The following is a 21,950-nucleotide window of genomic DNA, read 5'->3' on the forward strand; positions in this document are numbered from 1 at the left end:
TGCGTCGTGCGCGCACTCGGCCCAGCTTGCCCATCGCTGACGGACAAGGAGCGTTACAGGTGAGAAAGCGGCCGTCCCGACGCCGATTCGTGATCAACGCCGGGACGGCCGGTTCGCTACGCCTTCTCGACCGCCACGCGGACCTTCACGCCGTCGCCGACCGTGCCCTCGAAGCCCTCGGGAGCGTCGCCGTAGGTCACCGAGGTGGCCAGCGTTTCCGAGGCCACGAACTCCTCGAACTTGCGCACCGCGGCCACGACCTCGTCCGGCGCGTCGACCGTGAGCGCGATGCGGTCGGACACGTCGAGGCCGGCCTCGCGGCGCGCCTGCTGCACCACGCGCACCAGGTCGCGGGCGACGCCCTCGTCGGCCAGGTCCGCCGTGACCTCGGTGTCGAGCTGCACCAGCCCGGACCCGCCCGGCAGCTCGGCCGCCGCGCCGCCGTCCTTGGCCACGAGCCGCCGCTCGTACTCGCCGTCGAGCAGCTCGATCCCGGCCGCCACCACGACACCGCCCGGGTTCGTGGTCCAGTCACCCGCCTTCACGGCCTTGATGACCTTCTGCACGTCCTTGCCCAGGCGCGGCCCGGCCGCCCGCGCGTTCACGGCGACCTCGAACGAGCCGTGCGCCGCGACGTCGGTGGTCAGCTCCACCGACTTCACGTTCACCTCGTCACGCAGGATGTCGGTGAACTCGCGCAGCGCCTCCACGTCCTCGGCCGCGACCAGCAGCTTCGCCAGCGGCAGCCGCACGCGCAGCTTGTTGGCCTTGCGCAGCGACAGCGCCGTCGACGCCACCTGCCGCACGCGGTCCATGGCCGTGACCAGCGCCGCGTCGGCCGGCAGGTCGAGCGAGCTCGGCCAGTCGGTCAGGTGCACCGAACGGCCGCCGGTGAGGCCGCGCCACACCGTCTCGGTCGTGAGCGGCAGCAGCGGCGCGACGACGCGGGAGGTCACCTCCAGCACCGTGTGCAGCGTGTCGATCGCGTCCTGGTCACCCGCCCAGAACCGGTCGCGCGAACGGCGCACGTACCAGTTCGTGAGCACCTCCAGGAAGTCGCGCACGGTCTGGCACGCGCCGGCGATGTCGTAGTTGTCCAGCGCGTACTCGACGTCCGTCACGAGCTCGTGGGTCTTCGCGAGCACGTACCGGTCGAGCAGGTGCGTGGAATCCGTGCGCCACCGGCCTTCCACGCCCTCGGCGTTGGCGTAGAGGGCGAGGAAGTAGTACGAGTTCCACAGCGGCAGCACGGCCTGGCGCACCGCGTCGCGGATGCCCCGGTCGGTGACGACGAGGTTGCCGCCGCGCAGGATCGGGCTCGCCATGAGGTACCAGCGCATGGCGTCGGACCCGTCGCGGTCGAACACCTCGGTCACGTCCGGGTAGTTCCGCAGCGACTTCGACATCTTCTGCCCGTCGGAGCCGAGCACGATGCCGTGGCTGATGCAAGTGCGGAACGCCGGCCGGTCGAACAACGCCGTCGCGAGCACGTGCAGCAGGTAGAACCAGCCGCGCGTCTGCCCGATGTACTCCACGATGAAGTCGCTCGGGTAGTGGTGCTCGAACCACTCGGCGTTCTCGAACGGGTAGTGCACCTGGGCGTACGGCATCGAACCCGAGTCGAACCACACGTCGAGGACCTCGGGCACGCGGCGCATGGTGGACCGCCCGGTCGGGTCGTCCGGGTTGGGCCGGGTCAGCTCGTCGATGTACGGGCGGTGCAGGTTGTCCAGGCGCACGCCGAAATCGCGCTCCAGCTCGTCGAGCGAGCCGTAGACGTCGGTGCGCGGGTAGGTCGGGTCGTCCGACTGCCAGACGGGGATCGGCGAACCCCAGTAACGGTTGCGGGAGATCGACCAGTCGCGGGCGTTCTCCAGCCACTTGCCGAACTGGCCGTCCTTGACGTTGTCCGGGTACCACGTGATCTGCTGGTTGAGCTCGACCATGCGGTCCTTGAACTGCGTCACCGCGACGAACCACGACGACACCGCGCGGTAGATCAGCGGGTTGCGGCAGCGCCAGCAGTGCGGGTACGGGTGCTCGTAGGTTTCGTGGCGCAGCAGGATCGGGCCCTGCTGCTCGGCGGAACCCGTGCCGTTCTTGAGGTCGCGGATGATGTTCGGGTTGGCCTCGAACACCTGCTGGCCCTCGTAGTCGGGCACGGTCGCGTCGAAGCGGCCGCGCGCGTCGACCGGGGTGGCCGGCGTGATGCCCGCGGCGTCGGTGACGACCTTGTCCTCTTCACCGTAGGCGGGCGCGATGTGCACGACACCGGTGCCGTCTTCGGTGGTGACGTAGTCGGCCGACAGGATCCGGTGTGCGTTCTCGCGGCCGAGGAAGTACGGGAACGGTGGGGCGTAACGGTTTCCGAGCAGCTGCGCCCCCGTGTAATGCGCCACGACGGTCGGCTCCTCGCCGAGCTCGCGCGCGTACGCGCCGACGCGGGCTTCGGCGAGCAGGAACCGCTTGCCGGGGAAGTTCTCGCTCTCGACCACGACGTAACGCACCTCGGGGTGCACGGCCGTGGCGAGGTTCGACGGCAGCGTCCACGGCGTCGTCGTCCAGATGAGCAGGTAGGTGCCGTCGAGCTCGTTCCCGTTGCCCTCCAGGCGGAACCCGACCGTGACGGCCGGGTCCTGGCGGGTGCGGTAGACGTCGTCGTCCATGCGCAGCTCGTGGTTGGACAGCGGCGTCTCGTCGCGCCAGCAGTAGGGCAGCACGCGGTAGCCCTCGTATACGAGGCCCTTGTCCCACAGCTGCTTGAACGCCCAGATGACCGACTCCATGTAGGGCAGGTCGAGCGTCTTGTAGTCGTTGTCGAAGTCGACCCAGCGCGCCTGGCGGGTGACGTACTCCTCCCACTCCTTGGTGTAGCGCAGCACGGACTCGCGGGAGGCCTCGTTGAACTTGGCGACCCCCATCGCCTCGATCTCTTCCTTCTCCGTGATCCCGAGCTGGCGCATCGCCTCGAGCTCGGCGGGCAGGCCGTGGGTGTCCCAGCCGAACCGGCGGTCGACGTGCTTGCCCTTCATCGTCTGGTAGCGCGGGACGATGTCCTTCACGTACCCGGTGAGCAGGTGCCCGTAGTGCGGCAGCCCGTTGGCGAACGGCGGGCCGTCGTAGAACACGTACTCGTTGTCGCCGTTCTCCCCGGCCGGGCGCGCGGCGATCGAGGCCTGGAACGTCCGATCCGTCTCCCAGTACTCGAGCACGCGCTGCTCCAGCGCGGGGAACGACGGCTGCGACGGGACCGTGGTGTCTCCGGTCTCTCCGTCGAGCTGGGCCTTCGGGTACATCGGGGTGCGCTCCTTGCGTTCGTCGCTCGCGTACGGACGACCGGCGCCTACCGGTCACCCACACGGGGACGAGACGCTCGCGCGTCACGCGGTACCACCCCGCTTGCCCGGCGGTGCCGCTGCCGGGCCACTCGTTCGTCGGCTGTGACGGGCCGCCCCGTCCGGTTCTACTGGGGACGCCCGCGCCCCGTTCTTCCGGAGGCTCCCCGGTGATGGCCGGATCGACGCCTTGCTGATACCAGGTTAGCCCGAGCGCGCAACCACGTTTGCGGTGGCCCGGGGTCCGGTCGTGACGGGCGCGCAAAGCCGCGCCGGCCGGCGTCACCGCTGTGTGCGGCGGGCGCGCACGTACGCGATCCAGTAGAACGCCGCGTTGGCCGTCCAGAGCACCAGGCAGAAGACGTTGAACCACGCCGTGACCGGTCCGAGGACGGTGAACAACCCCACGGCCGGCCAGCCGACCGCCAACGTCGTGTACACCGAGGCCACGAGCAGCGCGGTCTTCCGCGGCATCGGCCACGGCACGAACCACCTCGCCGCCCGTCCCGTCAACGAACCCTCCCGTCGCGTGCCGCGCTCCTCCACAACGTGCCCCGAGCCCGGAGAGGCCAACCTGTTCCATTCGCACCAGTGGCCCGGGGGCCGGTCGTGACGGCGGCGAGGGCCGCGGCGGCGAGCCACAGGGCGGCGGAGAGGACGCCGAGGGCGTGGAGGCCGTGGGCGAAGGTCGTGCGGTGTGTGGGATCTCCTGCCACGGCGCCGAAAACGGCGACGCCGAGGGCGCCCGCGGCTTGGCGCGCGGCGTTGTTCACGCCGCCGGCGATGCCCGCGCGTTCGGGCGGGGCGTCGGTGACGGCCGCCGTGACGACGGCGGCGGTGAGCAGGCCCATGCCGGCGCCGAGGCCGAGGAGAGTGGGCAGGAGAGTCGGATACGTGTCGACGCGGAGGAGTCCGAAGAGACCGAGAGCGCCGAGGACAAGCCCGGCGATGATCGGCGGGCGGGGGCCGAGTTTGGCGGTGAGGCGGCCGCTGAGCGGGCCGAGCAGGACCAGCGGCAGGAAGAGCGGCAGCAGGGCGAGCCCGGCGTCGAGCGGTTCGAGGTGCAGCACGCTCTGCAGGTAGAGGGTGAAGACGAGAACCGAGCCGAGGCCGACGAAGTTCATGGCGGCGGAGATGGCGGTGGCGCCCGCGGTGCGGCGGGATTTGAGCAGACCCAGCGGCAGCATCGGGGCTTCGCAGCGGTGTTCGATCACGAGGAAGGCGGCTGCCGCGGTCACGGCGATGCCCGCGGCGAGGGGCTGGTGCCCGATGACGGCGTAGACGCCGGCGCCGAGAGCGAGCGCGGCGGTGGCGGCGCCGGGCACGTCGATGCGGCCGGGGGTGCGGGCGCCGGGCCCGACCAGCTTGCGCACGGCTAAGGCCGCGGCCACGACGATCGGCACGTTGAGCAGGAAGACGGGCCGCCAGCCGGCGACGGAGACGAGCGCCCCGCCGAGCAGCGGGCCGGCGGGCAGGGCGAGCGCCGACACGCCGGCCCAGACGCCGAGGGCGCGGGCCCGGGTGCCCGGATCGGGGCACTGCTGGTTGATCACGGCGAGCATCCCCGGCAGCAGCAGCGCGGCGCCGATTCCCTGCACGGCCCGGGCGGCGACCAGCCAGGCCGCGGACTGGGCGAACCCGCACGCAGCGGACGCGGCGCCGAACACCACCAGCGCCGTGAGCACCACGCCGCGGTGGCCGAGGACCTCGCCAAGCGCGCCGCCCGCGAGCAGCAGCGCGGCGAGGACGACGGAGTAACCGTCGACGACCCATTGCAGCGCGCTCAGTCCGGCGTGGAGTTGCTCGCCGAGGGTCGGGAGCGCGACGTTGACGACGGTCACGTCGAGCTGCACCAGGAACATCCCGGTGCACAGGGTGATCAGGAGCGCCGGTCTCATGGTCTCCAGTGGACCTCGCGGACGCTTCCGTCGCGGTGGAAGTGTCGCGGGGGCACCCTGGACGTCGTGGACGGAGACGCCGACATCGCCGCGACCGCGGCCCTCTTCGCCGACCCGGCGCGGGTGCGCGTGCTGCTCGCCCTGGGCGACGGCCGCGCGCTGGCCGCGTCGGTGCTGGCCGCCGAGGCGGGCCTGTCGGCGCAGGGCGCCAGCTCCCACCTGGCCAAACTGCTGGACGCGGGCCTCGTCACCGCCGAACGCTCCGGGCGGCACCGCTTCTACCGCCTCGCCGGCGCGGCCCCGGAGCTGCTGGAGACCCTGGCGCGGTTCTCCCCCGCGCGACCGGTCCGTTCGCTGCGCGAAGGCACGCGCGCGGCCGCGTTGCGCTCGGCGCGGACCTGCTACGACCACGTCGCCGGGCAGCTGGGCGTCGCCATCACGGCGGCTCTCGTCTCACGCGGCGCACTGGCCACTGTGGACGGTGACCCCACCAACGCGAGACGGCCGGGCGACCGGATTTCCTCGCAGCTGCCGGATCATCCGTACGTTCTGGGGCCTGCCGCTCAGACGGTGTTCTCCGCGTTGGGCGTCGACCTCGAGGCGGCTTCCGCGGCGCGGCGGCCGCTGCTGCGCTTCTGTCTGGATTGGAGCGAACAGCGGCACCACCTGGCCGGCGCGCTCGGTGCGGCCGCTGCCCAGCGGTTGCTGGACGCCGGCTGGCTGCGCCGCCGCGCCCAGGCCCACCGCGCGGTCCGCCTGACGCCCGCGGGAAGCGCCGCGCTGGGCGAGATCCTGGGTATCTAGCGGCTCGTCAGCGGTGCGCGGCGGCGAGAACGGCGTCGGGGCCGCAGCGCGCACACGGTGTGAAGCCGAGCTGGCGCGCCTCGCCGACGCCGATGGGGATCGTGTCGCGGCCGGAGAGCCAGGGGCAGTCGACGAGGTGGTAGCGGGGGTACTCGTCGACCACCACGACCTCGTCCTCGAGCTCCTTGACGACCGCGAGGTCCTCGGCGCTGGTGTCTTCCTCGGCGGGCGGCGTTTCGCGAACGGGCGGCGCCTTTTCGGCAGCAGCTGCGGTTGCGGTCCCGGCCGTCGCGGCGGTCGCGGCAGTCGCAGTTTCGGCGGTCGCGCTGGTCGCCGTGGCCGCCTCACCGGCTGCGGCGCCGTCCGCGGCTTCACTGTCCGCAACAGCCTCGGCCGGCTTCGGCGCGGGCACGGTTTCGGACTCCGCCTCGGGCGCCGGCTCGATCTCGGGCTCAGGCACATCGGCCGGATTGCCCAGCTCGCCCCGCGACGGCAGCAACGCGGTCTGCTCGGCATCGAAGTTCTCGACCTCGGCGACCTTCTCGCCACCCTCGACGGGCGCCCCGACCTCAGCCGGCTCGAGGCGATTGCGCCTCCGCAGCCAGTCCACGAGCAGGATCAGCCCAGCGAGCACCGACAAGCCGATCGAGACCCACGCCCACAGCGAGCTTGCCGTGATGAGCGCCGTGACGAGCAGCGCGAGCGCCGCCAGCACCAGAACGAGGACGATGTAGAGCACGCTGAATTACAGCACGCGAAACCCGGATCCCGGGTCACGACCCGCCCACGCCGGGTACCGCACCGGCTGCATTCCGTGGCCACCCCGCCACCATCGCTGCCCTCAAGATCCACCCCACCCCGGGCGACGCCCACCTCACCCGCTCACCGGGACACCCAGTCGCCCAGCGGTTGATCATCTGCGCCGAACCGCACAAACCGTCAATCCACCCCACCATCGCACTCACCGGGCAAACCCGCCTCCGCCGAACTTCGGCCGCCGTCGACGCGGTCTCCACCGGCCTCGCCGAACCCGCACCGCGCGACCCGGCGGCCCCATCACTCCGCCCGGCTGCGCTCGACGAGCCTCGGGGCCTTCGGGGAACACATGCCGGCCGTGGGTCGCTACTCGCCGAGTCGACCCACTCGCGGTGATCCGGCCGGCGAGGCTCAAGTCACCGAAAGTCGATCCGGACCCCGGGCGCGTCGCCGACCCGCAGAACCAACCGTTCGCGCCCCGGTCTCGCACAGCGCGAGCGGTCCAGCGCGCTCCGTGCGCACGACCCCGAATCACCACCGGAAAATCGCCAGGCCACCCGGAAAAGCTGGTGATCAAGGTCAGCCCGAACGGGCAGTTTCCCGGCCCGAAAAGCCCACCCCGGAATTCACCACCGCGACATTCCGTGCGCATTCCATCACCGAATGCGCAGGGGCATTTCTGGGTCACCAAAACGGCCGATCACGAATTGCCACCGGCCGACTACCGAAAATGGGGAAACCGCAGGACGCTCGGCCCTTCGAGGCGCATGACGAAGCCCCGCCTGATCCCGGAAACCCGGATCAGGCGGGGCGTCAGCCAACGTCAGACGAGCGAGGAACCTCAGCCGGCTTCGGCGCGGGGGCCGAACGAGTAGCCCTGGCCGCTGCTGGAGCCGGAGGACTGGCCCGAGTTCGACGACGCCGAGGCCGGGGCCGCGGAGCCGCGATCGTCGAGTTCGCGCAGCTGGGACTCGAGGAAGCCGCGCAGGCGAGTGCGGTACTCGCGCTCGATGGTGCGCAGCTCTTCGATCTTCTTGCCCAGCGAGCCCTTCTCGGCGTTCAGGTTGTTCATCGTCTCGGTGTACTTGCGCTGCGACTCGCGTTCCATGGTGGTCGCCTTGTCGCGCGCCTGGCGCTCGAGCGTCTCGGCGCGCGTGCGCGCGTCGTTCAGCATGGTCTCGGCGCGGGTGCGCGCCTCGTTGACCATCGAGTCGGACTTCGCCCTGGCGTCGGAAAGCAGCTGCTCGGACTTGGTCCGCGCCTCCGCCAGCATGCCGTCGGACTCGGTCTTCGCCTCGGCGGTGAGCCGGTCGGCCATCTCCTGGGCGAGGCCGAGGACCTTGGCGGCCTGAACGTTCGGCTCGCCACTGTCACCGACCATCGAGTGCGCCTGCGTCTGCTCCATCGCCGAGGCCGGCGGCGGCACGGGCGCCAGGCGGCGGGACGGCTCGTCCCGCACCGGCGGAGGACCGCTCACCTTCGCGTTCTCGAGCTCGCTGCGGGTCGACTCCAGCTCGTTGTCGAGCTGTTCGACCTGCTGGCGCAGCTCGTTGTTGTCCTCGATCAACCGGGCAAGCTCGGTCTCCACCAGGTCGAGGAACGCGTCCACCTCGTCCTCGTTGTAGCCCCTCTTGCCGATGGGCGGCTTGCTGAACGCGACGTTATGCACGTCAGCGGGGGTCAACGACATCAGATCACCTCACGCACTCCATGGCCTGCAGGGTCCACCCAAGTTTCCCCGATCACCTGGGAGTTGCCAGTTGCATCGCGAAGAACACAACCAACAGCAGCACCATAATCGATAAGTCCAGTCCCATCCCGCCGATCCGAACCATCGGGATCATTCGCCTGAACAGACGAACCGGCGGGTCGGTCACTGTGTAGATGGTCTCGAGCGTGACCGCAACCCCTCCGGCGGGACGCCACTCTCGTGCGAAGGTCCGCACGAGCTCGATCACGATACGCGCCGTCAACAGAAGCCAGAAGGCGAACAGCACGTACCAGACCACCAGCCACACAGCATTCACTCGACCACTCTAGCGGGGGACGCCGGGGGAAGTCGCAGCCAGCGGCCCCGGCGTGGCGCCGAGTCGACAAAATCACGTCTGGCTGCGCCCAGCGGTCCGCCGGACTTCAGCCGCACTTCACCCGCGCAGGAAAAGCCCGCCCTCGGCGATCCGCCGGCGGTCCTCCGCGGTCACGTCGACATCCGGCGGTGAGAGAAGGAACACCTTGTTGGTGACCTTGTCCATCGACCCCCGGAGCGCGAACGCGAGCCCCGCGGCGAAGTCGACGAGCCGCTTGGCGTCCGCGTTCTCCATCTCCGTGAGGTTGATGATCACGGGGATGCCCTCGCGGTAGTGCTCGCCGATCGCGCGCGCCTCGACGTAGCTCGTCGGGTGCAGCGTGGTGATGCGGCTCAACGGATCGCGGACGGGTGCGCGCACGGGCTCGGTGACCGGCCGCAGCCGGGCGACGGGCTCGGGCTGGCGGTCCACGGCGAGAGCGCCGTGCGTGGTCGGTTCCGCAGCGGTGACCGACCGTGAGCGAGTCCGCGGAGCGGGCTCGTCGTACGTGTCATCGGCCTCGCGGTACCGTGAGCGCGATCGCGCCGGCGGCTCGTCGTAGGAGTCGTACTCGTCGTCGTAGTCACGCCGGTAATCCTCGTCCTCGACGTCGTAGCCGTCCTCGTCCGCGGGCACCATCCCGAAGTAGGCCTTCAGCTTCTGCAGCGCGCTCATGCCTCTCCCTAGCCCTAACCGCTCCCGCACCGTGCTACCCCACCCGACCGATCACGAAACGTGACGGCCACGCGGACTCCCTACGGCGAGGCTAAACCGCGCCCACCGAGCAGCGCGGTTCCGACACGCACACACGTCGAGCCGTGCGTGATCGCCTGTTCGAGATCATGGCTCATCCCGGCGGAGACTTCTGCGGCATTCGGGTGATCTTTGCGAAGTCGCTCCGAGACCTGGGCAAGCAGGGCAAAGGCCCTGCCCGGATCCTCTTCCCGGGGTGCGACAGCCATCACGCCACGCAACCTGAGCTCACCCACGTGAGTGATGTGATCGGCCAGCGCGCCGAGGTCGGACAAGAGCGTGCCACCCCGCGCCGGGTCGCCGTCGAGGCTCACCTGGATCAGCACGTCGAGCGGATCGGACCGCTCCCCCGCCTCCCGCGCGTTGCCGGCCGCGCGGCCCAGCGCATCGGCCAGCCGCGCCGAGTCGACCGACTGGACCTCCGCCGCCCAGCGCACGACCGAACGCGCCTTGTTGCGCTGCAGGCTGCCGACCATGTGCCACCGCGGCGCGGCTTCCGGGCGCAGCTCCCCGACCTCGGCGGCCTTCGGGCCCGCCTCCTGGTCGCGGTTCTCGGCCAGGTTCCGCAGCCCCAGATCCACGAGGAGCGCCGCGTCGGACGCCGGGAAGGTCTTCGTCACCCCCAGCAACCGCACCTCGTCACGCGCGCGTCCCGCGGCCGCGCACGCCGCGGCGATCCGGTCCTCGATCGCGGCCAGCGAGGCCGCGAGCTCGGCGCGCCGCCCGGCCTCCGTCACGCCGCCTCCCGGGTTCCACGTGCAGCCCGAGCGAGCCAGGTGCTCATGCCGCCTCCAGCCATGTGATCCCGGCGATCCGGCCGGTGGTCCCGTCGCGGCGGTAGCTGAAGAGCGTCTTGTCCTCCGCCGTGCACCGCGGATCCACGCCGATGCGCCCGACGCCCAGCCCGGCCAGCTGGCGCCACAGCCCGGCCCGCAGGTCGAGCCCCGGCGTGCCCTGACGGGTCTTGCAGGCGCTGCCGGGCACGTGCTTCTCGACGTCGGCCGCCATGTCGGCGGGCACCTCGTAACACGCGCCGCAGATCGCGGGGCCGAGCAGCGCCTCGATGCGGGACGGTTCGGCGCCGAGGCCGCGCATGGCCGCCACCGCCGCCGGGACCACGCCGATGCGCGCGCCCACGCGTCCGGCGTGCACCGCCGCGACGACGCCCGCCTCGGGGTCGGCCAGCAGCAGCGGCACGCAGTCGGCGACGAGGACCACCAGCGCCACGCCGGGCTTGTCCGTCACCAGCGCGTCGGTGGCCTCCGCGGCGCGGGCCTCGGTGCCGTCCACCACGGTCGCCGTGCGGCCGTGCACCTGCTCCATCCACGCCAGCCGCTCCGGCGCCAGGCCCAGCTCGGAAGCCAGCCGCTCGCGGTTCGCGAACACGTTGCCCTCTTCGTCCCCGACGTGGTCACCGAGGTTGAAGCTGTCGTACGGCGGCCGGGAAGCCCCGCCCGCCCTGGTCGTCACGACTCGTCGTACTCGCACCCGGTCCATCCTTCCAAAACGCGCCGGAACACGCCGAAGGCCACCTCGACGTCGGGTCGAGGTGGCCTTCGGCGTGAACGGGATCCCTAGCGGCGCATGAACGGCGGCACGTCGACCTCGTCGTCCGACGGGTCGTCGTGCACCGTGGCCGGACGGCTCGGCAGGCTGCCGGACGTCGGCCCGGAGCCGATCGGCGAGTAGCCCCGCGAGCCGCCGCCCGGCTGGGGCAGGCCGCCCGGCGGGGTGCCGGGCTGCGGCAGCGGCGGCTGCGTGCGCGGCGGCGCCACCGGGTAGCCGGAGCTGCTCGCCGGCGGCACCGGCGTAGCGCCACCCGACGGCGCGGGCGCCTGGGAGCCGCCGACGTGCCCGGCCGAGGCCGACGCCGTGGTGCCGCCCGAGCGCGAGCCGAACGCCGGCGGGTCGAGCTTCTTGTGCGTGGGGGCGCCGGCGTCGAAACCGGCCGCGATCACCGTGACGCGGACCTCGTCGCCGAGGGAGTCGTCGATGATCGTGCCGAAGATGATGTTGGCGTCGGGGTGCGCCGACTCCTGCACCAGCGACGCGGCCTCGTTGATCTCGAACAGGCCCAGGTCGGAGCCGCCCGCGATCGACAGCAGCGCGCCGTGGGCGCCGTCCATCGACGCCTCCAGCAGCGGCGAGTTGATCGCCTTCTCCGCCGCCTGGATGGCGCGGCCCTCACCGCGAGCGGACCCTATGCCCATGAGCGCGGAGCCCGCGCCGGACATCACGCTCTTCACGTCGGCGAAGTCGAGGTTGATCAGACCGGGCGTGGTGATCAGATCGGTGATGCCCTGGACACCGGACAGCAGCACCTCGTCGGCGGAGCGGAACGCGTCCATGAGGGACACGCCGATGTCGCCGAGCTGCAGCAGCCGGTCGTTCGGGATGACGATCAGCGTGTCGCACTCGTTGCGCAGCGACTGGATGCCGTCCTCGGCCTGCTTGCCGCGGCGCTTGCCCTCGAAGGTGAACGGGCGGGTCACCACGCCGATGGTCAGCGCGCCCAGCTTGCGGGCGATCTGCGCGACGACGGGCGCGCCGCCGGTGCCGGTGCCACCACCTTCGCCGGCGGTCACGAACACCATGTCGGCGCCCTTGATGACCTCTTCGATCTCCTCGCGGTGGTCCTCGGCAGCCTTCTGCCCCACCTCGGGGGCGGCGCCGGCACCGAGGCCGCGGGTCAGTTCCCGGCCGATGTCGAGCTTGACGTCGGCGTCGGACATGAGCAGTGCTTGCGCGTCGGTGTTCACCGCGATGAACTCGACACCCTTGAGGCCGACCTCGATCATCCGGTTCACGGCGTTCACGCCGCCGCCGCCGATGCCGACGACCTTGATCACCGCAAGGTAGTTGTGCGGGGGCGTCATCGTGGCCGCCTTCCTGATCGTGATGTGCTCGTGCTGCCCACCGGGGCCGCAACCCTCACCCTCAACCCGAGAATGAGAGTTATGTCAACCACCGGCGTTAGAGCAGGACGGTAGGCACCGGGCAGGCTCTAATCCAGTAGCCACGCCGTGTGCGGCAAAGGTGTTTTGCCACAACGCGAACGACGGCGCAAGGCCGGGAACCCGATCACCCCGTGATCCACTCGTCTGCTATGGCACCGGGAAAACGCCAGAGCGGCGGCACCGGCGGGAAACCGGTACCGCCGCTCACGACGGAATCACCGCAGCTTCGGCCCGGGATCAGGCCGGCATCGACATCACGAGAACCACGTCGGACGAGGGCTTTCCGGTCGGCGAGCCGCCGGCCGGCTCCACGCTGATCGCGAACTGGTCCGCACCGGCCAGCCCGTCGGCCACCACCAGCGAACCCGCGGGCCCGCCGGGCAGCAGCCCGGCCGGGCGCGGCGCGAGGTTCGGGCCCATCAGCCACGCCTGGTAGACGTGCCCCGCGGGATACGGCGGCAGGTCGGACTCCATGAACATCATGCGGTCGAGCTGCTTCGACACGACGACCGTGCCGCCTCCCCCGCCGGGCGCGGTGCCGTGGATCGCCTGCGCGTCCGGGGCGGCCAGGATCTCCGCGACGGGCTGGTAGCGCACGCGCGCCTGGTCCAGCTGCGACTGCGCGGCGTCGAGGCGCCCCTGCGTGGTCGCGGCGAGTCCGCCGAACACGCCGGCGAGCGCGAGGCCCACCACCGCGGCCGCCGTGGCCAGGATCAGCGGCCAGCGGCGCCGCCCGCGCGAGCGCTCCCCCGGCTCGGGTCCGGACAGCGGCGGCAGCTGCGGCGTCGAGCGCATCTCGGCGAGCACTCGCTGCTTCAGCGACGCGGGCGGCTCCTCGGCCATCGCCGAGCCGAGCCGGCCCGCGGTGGCCCGCAGCTCGCGGACCTCCTGCGCGCAGGCCTCGCACTGCTCGAGGTGCCGGCGGAACAGGGCGCGCTCGGTGTCGGACAGGGCGTCGAGCGCGTACGCACCGGTCAACGTGTGCATCTCCGGCGAGTTCACGCGGTCACCCCCAGGCAGTCGCGCAGCCGGATCAGCCCGTCGCGCACCCTCGTCTTGATCGTCCCCTGCGGGGTCGCCAGCACGTCGGCGACCTCCCGGTAGGTGTAGCCCTGGTAGTAGGCCAGCAGCACCGACTCGCGCTGCAGCTCCGTGAGCGACTTGAGGCAGCGGCGCACCTGCGAGCGCTCCAGCCGGGCGGTGACCGACTCGGCCACCTCGTCGAACGGCCGGCCGCGCGCGGCCTCGAACGTCGCCTTCTGCTCGCGTTCGGTGCCGGCCCGCGCGGAGCGCACCCGGTCGACGGCGCGGCGGTGCGCCAGGGTCATCGCCCAGTTGAGCGCGCTGCCCTTCTCGGGCGAGTAGCGCGTGGCGGTCTTCCAGAGCTCGACGAGCACCTCCTGCGTCACCTCCTCCGACTGCGCGGAGTCGCGCACGATCCGCCGCACGAGGCCGAAGACCGGCCCCGCGAGCCGGTCGTAGAGCAGCTCGAACGCGCGCTCGTCGCCCTTGGCGACCTGGGCCATGAGGTCCTCGGCCGTGGGCGCGGCCTGCTCGTCGCCCGCCGGCACGGCCGCGACCGGGCGCGGGCGGGCGGTCTCATCCATGGCGCGCTCCTGACGAGTTCTGCGGGGTCCGGGTGGCCACCGGGGCCTTGCGCAGCCACAGCGCGACGCCGTGGCGGCGGATCAGTGCGGCCACGCGCTGCGGCTGCAGGGGCCGGCCGAGCACGAGCCGCGCGAGCGAACGCGCGCCGGCCGGTCTCCGGACTCCTCGCAGCGTAGCGAGCAATGGTGTCTTCGCGCCCTGGTGCAACGCGACCGTGAGGTCGAGCAGCGCGTCGGGCCGCGGCAGGCGCATGCGGTACTCCCCCGTCATCTCCTGGAACGGCGACACGTAGAACTCCTTCTCCGCGCGGGACTCGCCCGCCGCGTCGGGACGCAGCAGGTAGGCGTGCCGCCCGCCGTAGGTGTTGTGGACCTCGGCGACGACGCACTCGAGCGCTCCGTCCGGCGTGTGGCACCAGTAGACGGTGATCGGGTTGAACACGTACCCCAGCACGCGCGCCGACGCGAGCATCGTCACCGGCCCGCCGCGCAGGTCCACGCCGCGGTGGGCGAGCCAGCGGTCCAGTTTGGACCGGATGTCGCCCGCGTCTCCGGGCTCGAAGTGGTCGCGGCCGTCGAAGGACGCGAACGGCCGCAGCCACCACGGCAGCCGCGGCGGCGAGCCGAGGTCGGTCAGCCACAGGTACAGCTTGTGCACGAAGGCGTGCGGCGGGTCGGCGCGGCGCACGTGGCCGACCGTGGCGTCGTACAGCGCGGCGGTCACCAGCCCGCCCCGAAGCTCTCGGCCGCGCGGACACCCGACGAGCAGCCGTCCTCGTGGAACCCCCAGCCGTGGTAGGCGCCGGCGTACGCGACGACCCCGTCGTTCAGCGCCGCGAGCTTTCGTTGCGCGGCAACCGATTCGGGCGTGTAGACGGGATGTTCGTAGGTCATCTTCGCGACGACCGACGAAGCGTCGGGCTCGTCACGAGGGTTGAGCGTGACGACGTAGCCGGTGGGTTCGTCGAGGCGCATCAGGCGGTTCATGTCGTAGCTCACCTGCACGGCGTCGCTGCCGGCGCCGCACCCGGGCGTGCGGTAGTTCCAGCCCGACCGCGCGGCCGCGGCGTTCGGCAGCACGCTCGTGTCGGTGTGCAGCCAGGCGTCGTTGCGGGAGTAGCGGAACGCGCCGAGCACCTCGCGCTCGGCGGGCGTCGGGTCGGCCAGCAGCCGCAGCGCCTGGTCGGCGTGGGTGGCGACCACGACGCGGTCGACGCGGTGGCGGGTGTCGGCGTCGTCGCGGATCTCGATGCCGCGCGCGGTCCGCCGCACCGAGCGCACCGGCGTGGACAGGTGCACGGCGGTGAGCTGCTTCGCGGCCAGCTCCACGTACTCGCGCGAGCCGCCCTCGACCGTCCGCCACGTCGGCGAGTTCTTCACCGTGAGCATCCCGTGGTTGCGCAGGAACTCGAACAGGTAGCGCGCCGGGTACTTCAGCGTGTCGGCGCGGTCGGCCGACCAGACGGTGGACACGAGCGGCAGCACGAAGTGGTCCACGAAGTAGCGCGAGTACCCGCCGATCGCGAGGAACGCGCCGAGGCCCACGTCCCCGGCGTCCTCGCGCTGCAGCAGCCGCGCCGCGTGCCGGTGGAAGCGCTTGACCTCGGTGAGCATGCGCAGGTAGCGGTGGTCGGTGGCGTTGCGCCGCTGCGCGAACAGGCCGCGCACGCCCTTGGCGCCGGCGTACTCGAGGCCGCAGCCGTCGCAGCGGATGCTCATCGACATCTCGGTCTCGCGGGTGCGCACGCCGAGCTCGCCGAACAGGCGCAGCAACGTCGGGTAGGTGCGTTCGTTGTGGACGATGAAGCCCGAGTCGACGCCGATCGTGCCGCCGTGGGCGCTGGGCACGTCGTGGGTGTGGGCGTGCCCGCCGAGCCGGGGGTCGGCTTCGAACAGCAGCACCTCGTGACGGCGCTGCAGAAGGTAGGCGGCCGTGAGGCCGGCGACCCCGCTGCCGATGACGGCGATCCGGTGTCCTGTGGGGTGTCCCGTGGTCTGGTGCACGACAGGGATTCGGGACCGGTGCCGCCTTGGATTGGTGGCGGGCGGATCGAAAACCGGGACCCATCCGCGCCGCCGGGGGCTCCGAACCCCGGGTATGCCGAACAGCATCGCGAACCGCTTGGCCACCTTCGTCGAACGCCTCCTCGGCGCACCGCTGCCGCTCGCCGTCCGCGCGTGGGACGGCGAGCGCGTGGGCCCCGAGGGCCCGACCGTCGTCCTGAAGAACCGCCGGGCGCTGCGCCGGCTGCTCTACGCACCGGGCGAGCTGGGCCTGGCGCGCGCGTACGTGTCGGGCGACCTCGACGTGGAGGGAGACCTCGCCGAGGGGTTCCGGCGGATCTGGGCCCTGACCCGCTCGGGCGAGCTGAGGAGGGTGCAGCTCGCCCCGCGGGACTGGGCCGGCGCGGCCGGGCTCGCCGCGCGCCTGGGCGTGCTGGGCCTGCCGCCGAAACCGCCGGCGGAGGAGGCGAGGCTGACCGGCGTGCTGCACAGCCTGCGGCGCGACCGGTCGGCCATCGCCCACCACTACGACCTGTCCAACGCCTTCTACCAGCTGCTGCTCGACGACTCGATGGCCTACTCGTCGGGCTACTGGACCTCGGACGAGCCCGGTTACGGCCTGGCGCAGGCACAGCACGACAAGCTGGAGCTGATCTGCCGCAAGCTCGGCCTGCGCCCCGGCATGCGGCTGCTCGACGTCGGCTGCGGCTGGGGTTCGCTGCTGGTGCACGCGGCCAAGCACCACGGCGTGCACGCGGTGGGCGTGACGCTCTCGGCCCAGCAGGTGCAGCACGTGCGGGGGCGCCTGAAGCAGCACGACCTCGAAGACCGCGTCGAGGTGCGGCAGCAGGACTACCGGGAGCTGACCGACGCGCCGTTCGACGCCGTCGCGTCCGTCGAGATGGGCGAGCACGTCGGCGAGGAGAACTATCCGACGTACGCGAATACGCTGTTCCGCATGCTCAACCCGGCCGGGCGGCTCGTGCTGCAGCAGATGTCGCGTGGGCGCGCCGGGGACACCGCGCCCGGCGGCGGCGCGTTCATCGAGCGCTACATCGCGCCGGACATGACGATGCGGCCGCTGAGCCGCACGCTCGGGCACCTCGAGACGGCCGGGTTCGAGATCCGCGACGTGCACGCACTGCGCGAGCACTACGTGACGACCGTGCGCGAGTGGGCCGAGACGCTGGAGTTCCACTGGGCCGAGGCCGTCGCGCTGGTCGGCGAGGCCGAGGCCCGTGTGTGGCGGCTCTACCTCGTGGGCGGCGCGCTGGCGTTCGAGGAGAACCGCATGGGCGTGGACCAGGTCCTGGCCGTGCGGCCCCTGGACACCGGCGGCTCCGGGATGCCGGCCACGCGGGAGTGGGCGTGATCGGCGTCGGCCCGCTCGTCGCGATCACCGCCGGCGTGGTGCTGGTGGCAGTGACCGTCACGTTCGGGATCGCCCGGCTGCGCGGCCGCTACGACACCATCGACACGTTCTGGGGGCTCGGTTTCGCGCTCGTCGCGCTGGTCGCGTTCCCCCTGGGCAGCGGGCCGCTCGTGCTGCGGCTGGTCACGGCGGCGCTCACGGTGATCTGGGGTGTGCGGCTCGCCGTCCACCTGCACCTGCGCAACCGCGGCGGGCCCGAGGACCCGCGCTACCAGCGGATGGTCGAGCGCGCCGGCGACAACCCGGGCGCGCGGATCTTCGTCCGGGTGTACCTCGTGCAGGCCGCGATCCTGTGGTTCGTCTCCCTGCCGGTGCAGTTCGCGATGTACGGCACCGGCCTCGGCATGCTCGGCTGGATCGGGGTCGCGGTGTGGGTGCTCGGCTTCGCCTTCGAGTCCGTCGGCGACGCCCAGCTGAGCCGGTTCCGCGCGGACCCCGGCAACCGCGGCAAGGTGCTCGACACCGGGCTGTGGCGCTACACGCGGCACCCGAACTACTTCGGCGACGCCTGCGTGTGGTGGGGCCTGTACCTGCTGGCGTGCTCGACGTGGCCCGGCGCGGCGATGATCCTCTCGCCGATCGCCATGACGTTCACCCTCGCGCGCGGCACCGGGAAACCGATGCTGGAGAAGAGCCTGGCGCGCACACGGCCGGGCTACGCGACGTACGTGGAGCGCACCAGCGGGTTCGTCCCGTTGCCGCCGAAGAAGCTCACTCGCCGGTGAGGCCGTCGGTCAGTTCGCGCAGCAGGTCGAGGTGGCCGAGGTGGCGGGCGGTCTCCTCGATCATGTGCGTCACGACCCAGCGCACGCTGACCCGGCGGTCTCCCTTGTACGGCGCGGTGTCGGTGAACTCGCGCGCCGCCACGACCGCGCGGCAGCGCGCGACCTCGGCTTCGTACCCGGCCACGAGCTGCTCGATCGGGGTCGTCAGCGCCGCGCGGAACTCGGCGTCGCGGTCGAGCTCCAGGGCCGCCTCCCACTCGTCGGGCTGACCGTCGAGCACCACGCGGAACCAGTAGTTCTCGACGAGCGTGAGGTGCCCGAGCAGGCCGGCGATGGTGGTCAGCTCGCTGGGCAGGTGGCGGCGGCGGGCCTGCTCGTCGGTGAGCCCGCCGGTCTTCCACACGACGCTCGCGCGCAGGAAGTCGAGGAAGCCGGTGAGCTGGGTGCGTTCGTCGGCGTCCAGGGGCGGATCGGGGCGTTCCGGAGGCGTGGTCACGAGGTGCAGCCTTCCGCACCGGGCAATCTTTTTTCGCCAGATAGGTTGCGCGCAATCTGATTGCGCACTATGTTCATGACAGACGAACAACAGCGATCCCCCGCCCCGGGGGATCCGGCACCGAGGAGGCAGCTGTGCCCAGCCGCGACGCGACGACCCACTGGACCGGCGGATTGCAGAAGGGCAAGGGCGAGGTCACGCTCGACTCGTCCAACGCCGGCACGTTCGAGGTGTCGTTCCCCACCCGTGCGGGCAACCCCGACGGCCAGACCAGCCCCGAAGAGCTCATCGCCGCCGCGCACTCCTCGTGCCTCGCGATGAACCTGTCGGGCGTGCTGGAGTCCCAGAAGCTCGAGGCGGAGTCCATCGACGTCTCCGCCGAGGTCACCCTCGGCCCGGCCCAGGGCGGCGGCTTCGAGATCAGCGGCATCGCCATCACCCTGCGCGCCAAGCTCGACGGCGTGACGCCGGAACAGTTCGCGGAACTGGCCGAGACCGCCGAGAAGACCTGCCCGGTCACCAAGGCCCTCGCCGGCACCACGATCACGATGGACGCGGCGCTCGCCTGATTCACCACGCGGTGAAAGCCCCTCCGGCCGGAGGGGCTTTCACCGCGCTGTCCGGTCGAGGAGGCGCGGACCGGTTCGCTTGACGCCAGGTCGGCCGGGTTTCGCCCTCTCTCTTCAGGAAGGCACGACGACTCGCCCCACGCCGGCTCGATTCACCCGGCAACCCAGCGCCGGCTCGCAGGCGGCGCGGCAGCCCGCAGGCCACCGGCGACTCGCCCCACCGCGGTACCCGCATCTGCGCGCAGCCACAGTGGTCGGCCCCCTCCGGCCACCGTCCACAGTGGCCGGAGCGGGCTCCGGGTAACCCGGACACGCCGGGCGGAAACCGGCGGCCCGCAAGCGCTTCCGGGTCGCGAAGATCACCCTGGGGGGCCGGTTACCGGCTGTTAGACTCGGGAACCGGTTGTTCCGGTTGTCGAGAACGAGGTGCCCGTGGCCCAGCCCGAAGCCGAGACCACGTCCCCCGCGGCGCCCCGGCAGGCGCCACCCTCGTGGCTCGTCCTGCTGCTCGCCGTCTCTTGTGGACTGACGGTCGCGAACCTCTACTACGCGCAGCCGTTGCTCAACGAGCTGCGGACCACGTTCGGCGTCGGCGAGGCCGCGGCCGGCGGTGTGGTCACCGCCACCCAGATCGGCTACGCGGCGGGCATGCTGCTGATCGTCCCGCTCGGCGACCGCGTGGAGAACCGCAGCCTGGTGTCGCTGCTGCTGGCCATCGCGTGCGCCGCGCTCGTGGCCACCGGCCTGGCGCCGCAGTTCTCCGTGCTGCTGATCGCGTCGCTCATCGCCGGCTCGACGTCGGTGGTGGTGCAGATCCTGATCCCGCTCACGGCCGACCTCACGCCCGACGCCGTACGCGGGCGCATCGTCGGGCGCGTGATGAGCGGGCTGCTGTTCGGCATCCTGCTCTCCCGCGTAGCCGCGAGCCTGCTGGCCGAGGTCACGACCTGGCGGGTCGTGTTCCTCATCTCGGCCGGGCTGATGGCGATCCTCGCCGTGGCGCTGCGCTTCAGCCTGCCGCGGCGCGCGCCGAAGACGTCCGTCCACTATGGAGAGCTGCTGCGCTCGACCCTGCGGCTCGCCCGCGACCACCCGGCGCTGCGCCGCCGCGCGCTGTACCAGGCGGCGCTCTACTCGGTGTTCAGCGCCTTCTGGACCACGATCGCGTTCGTGCTCACCTCCGCGCCGTTCCACTACACGCAGCTGGGCGTCGGGCTGTTCGCGCTCGTCGGCGCGGCCGGAGCCGCGATCGCGCCGCTGGCCGGGCGCTGGGCGGACCACGGCCACGGCCGCGTGGCCACCGGCGCGTCCTTCCTGCTCTGCGCGGTGGCGTTCGGCGTCGGCGGGTTCGGCGCGCACAGCGTGATCCTGCTCGCCGTGGCGGCGATCGCCCTCGACATGGCCGTGCAGACCACGATGGTTTCGGGCCAGCACGTGATCTACCAGCTCGACCCGAACGCCCGCGCCCGCGTGAACAGCATCTACCTGGCCACGTTCTTCGTGGGCGGGGCGATCGGGTCGGAGATCGGCTCGGTCCTCTACCACCTGGACGGCTGGACGGCCGTGTCGATCTTCGGCGCCGTCATCCCGCTGATCGCGCTGGCCTGGTGGACGACTGAACGACGCGCTGCGGACAACTAGGAGAACGCCCCAGCGTGGTGCGCGGCCCACTCCGCGTAGGTCACCCCTCGGCGGTCCAGCAGCTCCTCGACCACCCCGGTCGGCACCTGCGGCCGCGCCACCACGGCGGCGAAGCCGTCGAGCAGCCAGTCGGCGATCTCCCCCGGGATCCCCAGCCCGACCCACTCGGCGTACTGCTGCTCCCGCGTCAGCTCCACGAACGGCACGTCACGCCCCATGGCCACGGCGATTTTCCCGGCCATTTCCCGCAACGTCAGCGCCTCCGGTCCACTGAGGACATACGTCCGCCCGTCGTGGCCCTCGGTGGTGAGCACGTGCGCGGCGACGGCCGCGATGTCGGCCAGGTCGATCGGCGTCTGCGTCGCTTCCGCATACGCGGTGCGGATTTCCCCGTGCGTGTGCACGGAATGCGCCCAGCCGAGCGAGTTCGCCATGAACACCCCCGGCCGCAGGAACGTCCGGGCGAACCCGGCCTTCGTCACCGCCGCCTCCACCGCCGCGAACTCCGGCCCGCTCGACCCGGCCTGCTCGTCCCCGACGCTGCTGCCCGACAGCGCGACCACCCGCCGCACGCCGGCCTCGGCGGCGAGCTCGCAGAACCGCGTGACGGTGCGCGCCATCGGCGCGAGGTACACATCTTCGACCCCCTCCAGCGCCGGCGGCAGCGTCGACGGCCGCGCGAGCGACCCCACGACCACCTCGACGCCGGCCGGCAACGCCGCCTGCGCGGGGTCCTTCGTCAACGCGCGCACCGCCGCGCCGCGGGCCAGGAGTTCGTCGACCACGAGCCGCCCGACGTTTCCGGTGGCACCCGTCACCAAGATCGGCATGGTTCCCCACTTCCCTCGTATGCCGTACGGAATAAAACAGCGTACAGCATACGGAGAAGGGGATGCCAGCGAAAAAG

The 21,950-nt window shown here is 71.8% G+C and carries 21 protein-coding genes; 5 read left to right on the forward strand and 16 right to left on the reverse strand.

From position 1 onward, the window contains the following. Nucleotides 1-116: 116 nt before the first annotated feature. From ileS to ACFY1H_RS25220, 3 genes are all read right to left on the reverse strand, one after another. Nucleotides 117-3,296, reverse strand: a complete 3,180-nt coding sequence (gene ileS / locus ACFY1H_RS25210; protein WP_386950093.1) for an isoleucine--tRNA ligase — start codon at nucleotides 3,294-3,296, stop codon at nucleotides 117-119. A 321-nt stretch (nucleotides 3,297-3,617) separates the two neighbouring features. After that, the gene (locus ACFY1H_RS25215) at nucleotides 3,618-3,821 is read right to left on the reverse strand and encodes a hypothetical protein (protein ID WP_366582154.1); all 204 of its coding nucleotides are present in this window, start codon (nucleotides 3,819-3,821) and stop codon (nucleotides 3,618-3,620) included. Between the two features lie 23 nt (nucleotides 3,822-3,844). Further along, nucleotides 3,845-5,233, reverse strand: a complete 1,389-nt coding sequence (locus ACFY1H_RS25220; protein WP_386950097.1) for an MFS transporter — start codon at nucleotides 5,231-5,233, stop codon at nucleotides 3,845-3,847. Between the two features lie 66 nt (nucleotides 5,234-5,299). Here ACFY1H_RS25220 and ACFY1H_RS25225 point away from each other — a divergent pair, with 66 nt between their 5' ends. Next, nucleotides 5,300-6,037: an ArsR/SmtB family transcription factor gene (locus tag ACFY1H_RS25225; protein WP_386950100.1), complete on the forward strand. Its 738-nt coding sequence runs from the start codon at nucleotides 5,300-5,302 to the stop codon at nucleotides 6,035-6,037. Nucleotides 6,038-6,044: 7 nt separating this feature from the next. Here the strand turns inward: ACFY1H_RS25225 and ACFY1H_RS25230 are convergent, their stop codons facing one another. The 11 genes from ACFY1H_RS25230 to ACFY1H_RS25280 all read right to left on the reverse strand — a co-directional run bounded on the left by ACFY1H_RS25230 (nucleotide 6,045) and on the right by ACFY1H_RS25280 (nucleotide 16,180). Beyond that, nucleotides 6,045-6,776, reverse strand: a complete 732-nt coding sequence (locus ACFY1H_RS25230) for a hypothetical protein (RefSeq protein ID WP_386950103.1) — start codon at nucleotides 6,774-6,776, stop codon at nucleotides 6,045-6,047. Nucleotides 6,777-7,634: 858 nt separating this feature from the next. Continuing rightward, entirely contained in the window at nucleotides 7,635-8,483 is an 849-nt protein-coding gene (locus tag ACFY1H_RS25235) for a DivIVA domain-containing protein (protein ID WP_364052366.1), read from the reverse strand. Between the two features lie 52 nt (nucleotides 8,484-8,535). After that, a complete protein-coding gene (locus ACFY1H_RS25240; RefSeq protein WP_091616814.1) occupies nucleotides 8,536-8,811 on the reverse strand; it encodes a YggT family protein in 276 nt (91 codons plus the stop codon). A gap of 126 nt (nucleotides 8,812-8,937) precedes the next feature. Further along, on the reverse strand, nucleotides 8,938-9,534 hold the full coding sequence (locus tag ACFY1H_RS25245; protein ID WP_366582158.1) for a cell division protein SepF: 597 nt from the start codon (nucleotides 9,532-9,534) through the stop codon (nucleotides 8,938-8,940). An 80-nt stretch (nucleotides 9,535-9,614) separates the two neighbouring features. Then, complete coding sequence (locus tag ACFY1H_RS25250) at nucleotides 9,615-10,349, reverse strand: YggS family pyridoxal phosphate-dependent enzyme (protein ID WP_366582159.1); 735 nt, start codon at nucleotides 10,347-10,349, stop codon at nucleotides 9,615-9,617. A 43-nt stretch (nucleotides 10,350-10,392) separates the two neighbouring features. Beyond that, nucleotides 10,393-11,100 carry a peptidoglycan editing factor PgeF gene (gene pgeF / locus ACFY1H_RS25255; RefSeq protein WP_366582160.1) on the reverse strand — a complete coding sequence of 236 codons (708 nt, stop codon included), beginning with the start codon at nucleotides 11,098-11,100 and terminating at the stop codon, nucleotides 10,393-10,395. 86 nt (nucleotides 11,101-11,186) lie between these two features. Beyond that, on the reverse strand, nucleotides 11,187-12,488 hold the full coding sequence (ftsZ, locus tag ACFY1H_RS25260) for a cell division protein FtsZ (protein ID WP_366582161.1): 1,302 nt from the start codon (nucleotides 12,486-12,488) through the stop codon (nucleotides 11,187-11,189). Nucleotides 12,489-12,806: 318 nt separating this feature from the next. Then, the gene (locus ACFY1H_RS25265) at nucleotides 12,807-13,571 is read right to left on the reverse strand and encodes an anti-sigma factor (RefSeq protein WP_366582162.1); all 765 of its coding nucleotides are present in this window, start codon (nucleotides 13,569-13,571) and stop codon (nucleotides 12,807-12,809) included. Further along, nucleotides 13,568-14,176: an ECF RNA polymerase sigma factor SigK gene (sigK, locus tag ACFY1H_RS25270; protein ID WP_366582163.1), complete on the reverse strand. Its 609-nt coding sequence runs from the start codon at nucleotides 14,174-14,176 to the stop codon at nucleotides 13,568-13,570. The genes ACFY1H_RS25265 and sigK overlap by 4 nt, the downstream gene beginning before the upstream one ends. Next, the gene (locus tag ACFY1H_RS25275) at nucleotides 14,169-14,903 is read right to left on the reverse strand and encodes a DUF1365 domain-containing protein (RefSeq protein WP_366582322.1); all 735 of its coding nucleotides are present in this window, start codon (nucleotides 14,901-14,903) and stop codon (nucleotides 14,169-14,171) included. Before ACFY1H_RS25275 ends, sigK begins: the two co-directional genes overlap by 8 nt. Next, on the reverse strand, nucleotides 14,897-16,180 hold the full coding sequence (locus tag ACFY1H_RS25280; protein WP_386950111.1) for an NAD(P)/FAD-dependent oxidoreductase: 1,284 nt from the start codon (nucleotides 16,178-16,180) through the stop codon (nucleotides 14,897-14,899). Before ACFY1H_RS25280 ends, ACFY1H_RS25275 begins: the two co-directional genes overlap by 7 nt. 94 nt (nucleotides 16,181-16,274) lie before the next feature. On the opposite strand from ACFY1H_RS25280, the gene ACFY1H_RS25285 reads away from it, so the two are divergent. Then, nucleotides 16,275-17,552 (forward strand): class I SAM-dependent methyltransferase, encoded by a 1,278-nt coding sequence (locus ACFY1H_RS25285; RefSeq protein ID WP_386950114.1) that lies wholly within the window; start codon nucleotides 16,275-16,277, stop codon nucleotides 17,550-17,552. Beyond that, nucleotides 17,552-18,337 (forward strand): DUF1295 domain-containing protein, encoded by a 786-nt coding sequence (locus ACFY1H_RS25290; RefSeq protein WP_386950526.1) that lies wholly within the window; start codon nucleotides 17,552-17,554, stop codon nucleotides 18,335-18,337. The genes ACFY1H_RS25285 and ACFY1H_RS25290 overlap by 1 nt, the downstream gene beginning before the upstream one ends. Here the strand turns inward: ACFY1H_RS25290 and ACFY1H_RS25295 are convergent. Then, entirely contained in the window at nucleotides 18,324-18,833 is a 510-nt protein-coding gene (locus ACFY1H_RS25295) for a DinB family protein (protein ID WP_366582166.1), read from the reverse strand. The two genes, ACFY1H_RS25290 and ACFY1H_RS25295, sit on opposite strands and share 14 nt — an antisense overlap. A gap of 134 nt (nucleotides 18,834-18,967) precedes the next feature. Between ACFY1H_RS25295 and ACFY1H_RS25300 the strand changes: the two genes are divergently transcribed. Beyond that, nucleotides 18,968-19,402 carry an OsmC family peroxiredoxin gene (locus ACFY1H_RS25300; RefSeq protein ID WP_366582167.1) on the forward strand — a complete coding sequence of 145 codons (435 nt, stop codon included), beginning with the start codon at nucleotides 18,968-18,970 and terminating at the stop codon, nucleotides 19,400-19,402. Between the two features lie 432 nt (nucleotides 19,403-19,834). After that, nucleotides 19,835-21,043, forward strand: a complete 1,209-nt coding sequence (locus ACFY1H_RS25305) for an MFS transporter (protein ID WP_386950118.1) — start codon at nucleotides 19,835-19,837, stop codon at nucleotides 21,041-21,043. On the opposite strand, the gene ACFY1H_RS25310 is transcribed toward ACFY1H_RS25305, so the two are convergent. After that, nucleotides 21,040-21,873, reverse strand: a complete 834-nt coding sequence (locus tag ACFY1H_RS25310; RefSeq protein ID WP_386950121.1) for an NAD(P)H-binding protein — start codon at nucleotides 21,871-21,873, stop codon at nucleotides 21,040-21,042. The genes ACFY1H_RS25305 and ACFY1H_RS25310 overlap by 4 nt on opposite strands. Between the last annotated feature and the right edge of the window lie 77 nt (nucleotides 21,874-21,950).

Source organism: Amycolatopsis sp. NPDC001319, assembly GCF_042896185.1.
Classification (GTDB): Bacteria; Actinomycetota; Actinomycetes; order Mycobacteriales; family Pseudonocardiaceae; genus Amycolatopsis.

Coding starts and splice junctions, on each gene's coding strand:
- ACFY1H_RS25285 (WP_386950114.1), top strand. CDS start 16,275: ATGCCGAACAGCATCGCGAACCGCTTGGCCACCTTCGTCGAACGCCTC.
- ACFY1H_RS25245 (WP_366582158.1), bottom strand. CDS start 9,534: ATGAGCGCGCTGCAGAAGCTGAAGGCCTACTTCGGGATGGTGCCCGCG.
- sigK (WP_366582163.1), bottom strand. CDS start 14,176: ATGGATGAGACCGCCCGCCCGCGCCCGGTCGCGGCCGTGCCGGCGGGC.
- ACFY1H_RS25310 (WP_386950121.1), bottom strand. CDS start 21,873: ATGCCGATCTTGGTGACGGGTGCCACCGGAAACGTCGGGCGGCTCGTG.
- ileS (WP_386950093.1), bottom strand. CDS start 3,296: ATGTACCCGAAGGCCCAGCTCGACGGAGAGACCGGAGACACCACGGTC.
- ACFY1H_RS25220 (WP_386950097.1), bottom strand. CDS start 5,233: ATGAGACCGGCGCTCCTGATCACCCTGTGCACCGGGATGTTCCTGGTG.
- ftsZ (WP_366582161.1), bottom strand. CDS start 12,488: ATGACGCCCCCGCACAACTACCTTGCGGTGATCAAGGTCGTCGGCATC.
- ACFY1H_RS25235 (WP_364052366.1), bottom strand. CDS start 8,483: ATGTCGTTGACCCCCGCTGACGTGCATAACGTCGCGTTCAGCAAGCCG.